6 protein-coding genes and 1 other annotated feature are annotated in these 4,963 nt (G+C 49.6%); of the genes, 1 reads left to right on the top strand and 5 read right to left on the bottom strand.

All coding sequences use genetic code 11. The features are described 5' to 3' along the window. The 5 genes from MHN01_RS16450 to MHN01_RS16430 all read right to left on the bottom strand — a co-directional run. Positions 1–300, bottom strand: a 300-nt coding sequence (locus tag MHN01_RS16450) for a histidinol dehydrogenase (RefSeq protein WP_239412332.1), incomplete at its 3' end; no start/stop codon positions are given. Between the two features lie 3 nt (positions 301–303). Next, on the bottom strand, positions 304–1,200 hold the full coding sequence (hisG, locus tag MHN01_RS16445; RefSeq protein WP_239412331.1) for an ATP phosphoribosyltransferase: 897 nt from the start codon (positions 1,198–1,200) through the stop codon (positions 304–306). 39 nt (positions 1,201–1,239) lie between these two features. After that, positions 1,240–1,377 (bottom strand) — a sequence feature (His leader region). Between the two features lie 513 nt (positions 1,378–1,890). Then, on the bottom strand, positions 1,891–2,076 hold the full coding sequence (locus MHN01_RS16440; RefSeq protein ID WP_239412330.1) for a hypothetical protein: 186 nt from the start codon (positions 2,074–2,076) through the stop codon (positions 1,891–1,893). A 255-nt stretch (positions 2,077–2,331) separates the two neighbouring features. Then, the gene (locus tag MHN01_RS16435) at positions 2,332–2,853 is read right to left on the bottom strand and encodes a YchJ family metal-binding protein (RefSeq protein WP_239412329.1); all 522 of its coding nucleotides are present in this window, start codon (positions 2,851–2,853) and stop codon (positions 2,332–2,334) included. 3 nt (positions 2,854–2,856) lie between these two features. After that, positions 2,857–4,083: an EAL and HDOD domain-containing protein gene (locus MHN01_RS16430; protein ID WP_239412328.1), complete on the bottom strand. Its 1,227-nt coding sequence runs from the start codon at positions 4,081–4,083 to the stop codon at positions 2,857–2,859. 229 nt (positions 4,084–4,312) lie between these two features. On the opposite strand from MHN01_RS16430, the gene MHN01_RS16425 reads away from it, so the two are divergent. Further along, positions 4,313–4,963 (top strand): sulfite exporter TauE/SafE family protein (locus MHN01_RS16425; protein ID WP_239412327.1); only part of this gene is annotated, 651 nt, incomplete at its 3' end.

Raw genomic sequence — 4,963 nt, 5'->3', positions numbered from 1 at the left:
CTTTTGTGCTTTGTGGAAAGTCGCGATGTTGTCATAGGCCTGCTTGAGGGCCAGCTTCATTTCGTCGCTGAGGCGTTCTGCTGCCGCTTCCACCTCCAGGCTGCTAACCTTGATTGATTCCGGGCGGATCTTGTCGAATTTTTCGGTCAGCTCCAGCAGGGCTTCATCGCCGCGTTGACGGACATCCGCAATCACGTCAGAGACGATCGCCGTGATATTGGCCCCTTCGGTGATCGCCGGACGCTGGAGCAGGGATTCCTGCTGGTTATCGCTTAAAGATTGCCACACAACCGTCTTCATGGCTTACTCCATCATCTTTTCAATTGGCAGGACAAGGATTGAGCTTGCGCCAAGCTCTTTAAGCTGTTCCATGGTTTCCCAGAACAGGTTCTCTGAGCTGACAAGATGGATGGCAACACGGCTTTTATCAGCAGCAAGCGGCAGCACGGTCGGGTCTTCGGCGCCTGGCAGCAGTGACGTGATTTGGTCCAGGCGATCTGTCGGAGCGTGTAGCATGATGTACTTCGACTCTTTGGCCTGGATAACACCCTGCATACGGGTAAGAATACGTTCGATGAGTGCTTGTTTGTCTTCGCTGAATTCACCCGTACGCTGGATCAGGACTGCCTTGGAGCGCAGAATAACTTCGACTTCCTTCAGGCCGTTGGCCTCGAGGGTAGCGCCGGTTGATACCAGATCACAGATAGCATCGGCCAGGCCTGCTCGTGGTGCGACTTCGACTGAACCGTTTAACATACAAGGGCTGAACTCGACACCCTGCTCATCCATATAGCGCTTGACCAGCTGCGGGTAGGTGGTAGCAATACGTTTGCCTTGCAAGTCTTGCGGGCCGGTATATTGCTCGTCCTTGTCGATGGCAATAGACAGGCGGCAACCACCAAAATCAAGGCGGCGCAGTTTGGTGTAATCGCACGGCTCGTTAAGGGCGGCACGTTCAAGACCGACTTCCTCGAGCTCGTTTTCACCGATGACACCCAAATCGACCACGCCATCCATGATCAGGCCCGGGATATCATCATCGCGTACCAGCAACAGGTCGATAGGCATGTTTTCGGAGTGTACGACCAGGCGCTCACCCATCAGGTTAAATTTAATGCCGCAGCGTTTGAACAGGTCCTGGCACTCTTTGCTCAGGCGTCCTTTCTTTTGAATTGCGATTCGTAGTCGTTGAGTCTGCATCGTTGTGTTCCCTGTATCGATTATTCTTAAAGCCTGAAAACGAAAAAACCCTCGGAAGTGAGTTCTTCCGAGGGTCTGAATTCTGTTATTTCTAATGACCGCTGGAAGAGTTTTTGTCCGTCTTCCAGAGCGAGGCGTATCCTCCCGAAAGACTAGTCAGGATGATGATGGTGATGTAGGTTTACCATTGGGATACGCATATTTATGTACTCTGTTTAAATCGTTATTAACTCGTTGCTTGCTATTCACACTAACCAAGCTAATTTGATTTTGCAACAGTATTTTTACCGAAATATTGATTTATTAAAAAAAGGTAAATAAAACAGGTGCAAACGGCTCAGGACCAGTGAGTTATCGAATGGGTGGGCCTGAGCTGATGATTAATATACCCAAACTACCTCAAGATGCTCGTTTCAGCGAGAATTACTTGGCTTGTAGGCTAGTGGCTCTAAATTAATAATCGGTAACAACGCATAGAAGCCCCTATCTATTTAAAAGAACTGGAACTCGCCCTTTGGGAGTGAGCCAGCGCGCCCATTTCTGTGTCAAATAACGTTGAAAGGGAAAGCCATTCCTACCGTCATTTTCCTTAAACTGAGCGCGCTGGTCTCACTCTGAATCCTGCATCTTGAGGTCGTTTGGGTATAATATGAATTATTTAACATTTGCCGCTAATGGTAGGCATAAAAGTTAAACATAAATATCAAGCAGACCTTTGGGCGGGCGCTTTTTGGATTGTTCCTTGGGGGGATCCTGTTTGTTGTCTTCGCTTTTGGCTTCGACTTTTTGTTTGCGTTCATCAATGAGCGATGCCTGGGTGACTTTCTTTAGCTGTTTATGAGCGTTCAACGGCAGATTGTTGTTGGGATTTATCATGTCATTGCCTCATTTCTTTAGAGAGTTGTGGTCAATTTATCGACAATGAGGTGCCAGGGTTGAGTGTTTTTTGTTCGTTGTGTCTGTGTTGTTAGACAGATTGTGACCTTGGTCAAACTGTTACTGAGAATCGTAACATTTATTCGGACAAGTCGAACAAGCGTAGTGAGTGGGTGAAAGACTGAGTAGAGAAAGCCGGGGTTGGGAGGGGTAAAAAGAAGCCCGACAGCTCGGGCTTCGGACTGGGCTTACCGGTTAGCCACAGCACTTTTTGAACTTTTTGCCGCTACCGCACGGGCAAGGATCATTGCGCCCGACTTTATCGCTACTCGCCGGCGCGGGCGTTACGGGAGCTGGTTCTTCAGCTGGTTGCGGATATTCCCCGTCGATATAAAACCACTGGCATTCCTCGCCGACAGGCTCGCGCAGGAAGCGTGATTTTTCATGAAGACAAAACTCATCCTCGTTTTCTTGGTAATAGGCCTTGAATTCAACATACCCTTCACCATTTTCGGCAACTTCGCTGCTGATAACTTCCAGGCCCAGCCAGTGAGAATGTACTGACTCGGCAATAGCCTCGCGGTATTGCTCTGCTTCGCAGCTTGGGTGGTAGGTGGCAACGACAAAGTCAACAAGACCAAGGACATGCGCACTGTACCTGGCGCGCATGAGTTGTTCAGGGTGCTGGGCTCGTGATGGCTGTTGATGGATGGGCTGGCAGCAAGTTACCAGTGTTTTCTTGCTGCCGCACGGGCATTGCTGGTCTGGCGTAGACATGGATTAATCAGTCGCTGTATGTTCAAAATAAGAAGACCATTTTAAAGACTCCAGATACAGTTCTGCAACGTCTGATTCATTGATTTGGAGTTGTTTGCTCAACAGGCTAACGGCTTCCCACTGGGCTTTGTCATACGCTGTGATTAACTTGAGAATATGCCCCAGCGGACCAGTTTGGTGCACCAGTGCCTGCTGGACTTGCTTATCCAGAGGAAGCAGGGTGATCACCTCTTCTATCGGCTGGTCGAGCAGGGAATCCAGCAGCGAGAACAGTCCGGTCAGGAAGGCCTGGTTCCCGATGATGTCGGTTGCTGCCAGATTACTCAGGCGCTCGCAGAAATGGGCTCGTTGTAGCGACAGGCTATAAAGTGACTGCGGTTTTTTTTCGGTGGCATGGGCTGTGGCCACGAAGGTCACAAATCGCCTCAGGCGCTCTTCACCGAGGTAAACCAGTGCCTGCTTGAACGAGGAGATCGGTTTGGCCCGGGTGTATGTCAGGTTGTTGACATGGCGCAGCAGCTTGTAAGACAGCGAGACATCGGTGGCAATAATACTTTCGACGGTATTAAAGTTTACGTCAGGAAAAGTAATCTCTTTGTACAGGCGCAACGTGGTCAGTGCGCAGGGCGTGAGTGTCTTGCGCTGCAACATTTCCGGCTTGCTAAAGAAAAAGCCCTGGAACAGCTCAAACCCCGCCTCGCAGGCTTCGGTGAACTCGTCGTGAGTTTCCACTTTCTCGGCCAGAAACAGGATCTTGTTCGTCTTGTCTTTATGGTGGCGGATAAAGAAACGGGCCTTGGCAATAGGTACCGTGCGAATATCAAATTTGATGATATGGATATACGGCAGGAAACGCTTCCACTCGGCGCTGGGAACGAAGTCATCCAGCGCAAGGGTATAACCTTTGCTGTTGAGCTCAATAACGGCTTCCAGTAATTCGTCGCTGGGTTCGCAGGTTTCAAGGATCTCGATAACAAAGCTTTTTTTAGGGAACATTAGCGGGGTGCGCTGAATGAGGCTGGTGTAGGGAAAATTGACGAAGGCTTTTTTCCCCGACGTTGCTTCTATTGCCCCCGAGGTAAAGAAATTATCAGCTAACAAACGATTGGTTGCATGTTCGTCACCAACATCCGGAAAACAATTATTAGGGCCATCACGGAACAGCAACTCGTAGCCAACGGTTGCTTTGTCTCTGTTTAAAACAGGTTGTCGAGCAAGATATGAGTGCATGAAGTCTGACGTAATCTATTGATATTCTAATTAATGAGCCGTCCGGCACCAGAGTTTGCTTGGCAGGCGATAAAACGCTTTATCAGGCTGCTTAAAGACAAAATACTATAAATGATGATGGTTTCACAGAGTGCAACCAATAGCAAATCACGTCTGTGACCAGTAGCATAGAATTAATCACTAAGTTAATCCACAATATAGTCCCTTTTGAGAAAATTTTGTGCAAAATATGACGGTCTTTACAGTCATACAAGCTGGATTGCTTGTAGGTGGAGGCGTTTTTGCTGTCATGCTGCTAAATGCGTGGCGCAAGAACCATAAGCAGGAAGCGCAAACGAAGATTTTTCCGATAGGCCTTATTGGTGGCTTTGCCAATTTTTGCGATACCCTCGGGGTAGGTAGTTTTGCTATCAAGACCGCTGGATATAAACAGTTCAAGCTGGTTGATGATAAGCTTCTGCCCGGAACCCTGAACAGTCAGGCGGTGATCGCGACAGTTGCTCAGTCATTGATTTTTCTGACAGCGGTTGATGTTGACGAAGTCACCATGGTGAGCCTGGTGCTGGCTGCCTGCCTTGGGGCAACGGTTGGTGCTCGGCTGGTATCCGGCTGGGATCGCCAACTGATACGGTTGGCGATGAGTGCGGCGTTGCTGGTGGTTGCCACCCTGATGCTCGCCGGTCAGCTGGAGCTGTTTCCGCTTGGCGGATTAGCCCTCGGGCTGAGTGGCTGGAAGCTGGGGGTTGCCATTGCCGGTAACTTCTTGTTCGGGGCGCTGATGACGGTAGGGATTGGCTTGTACGCACCGTGTATGACCATGGTATACCTGTTGGGGATGCATCCGCTGGCAGCTTTCCCGATCATGATGTGTTCCTGTGCG

This window comes from Photobacterium sp. OFAV2-7, assembly GCF_022347985.1.
Taxonomy (GTDB): Bacteria; Pseudomonadota; Gammaproteobacteria; order Enterobacterales; family Vibrionaceae; genus Photobacterium.
The sequence above is the reverse complement of the archived record's forward strand: the minus strand, read 5'-3'. Positions and strand labels throughout refer to the sequence as shown.

Bases quoted from the DNA above. Each gene is read 5' to 3' on its own strand.
- hisG (WP_239412331.1), bottom strand. From the start codon at position 1,200: ATGCAGACTCAACGACTACGAATCGCAATTCAAAAGAAAGGACGCCTG.
- MHN01_RS16440 (WP_239412330.1), bottom strand. From the start codon at position 2,076: ATGATAAATCCCAACAACAATCTGCCGTTGAACGCTCATAAACAGCTA.
- MHN01_RS16435 (WP_239412329.1), bottom strand. From the start codon at position 2,853: ATGTCTACGCCAGACCAGCAATGCCCGTGCGGCAGCAAGAAAACACTG.
- MHN01_RS16430 (WP_239412328.1), bottom strand. From the start codon at position 4,083: ATGCACTCATATCTTGCTCGACAACCTGTTTTAAACAGAGACAAAGCA.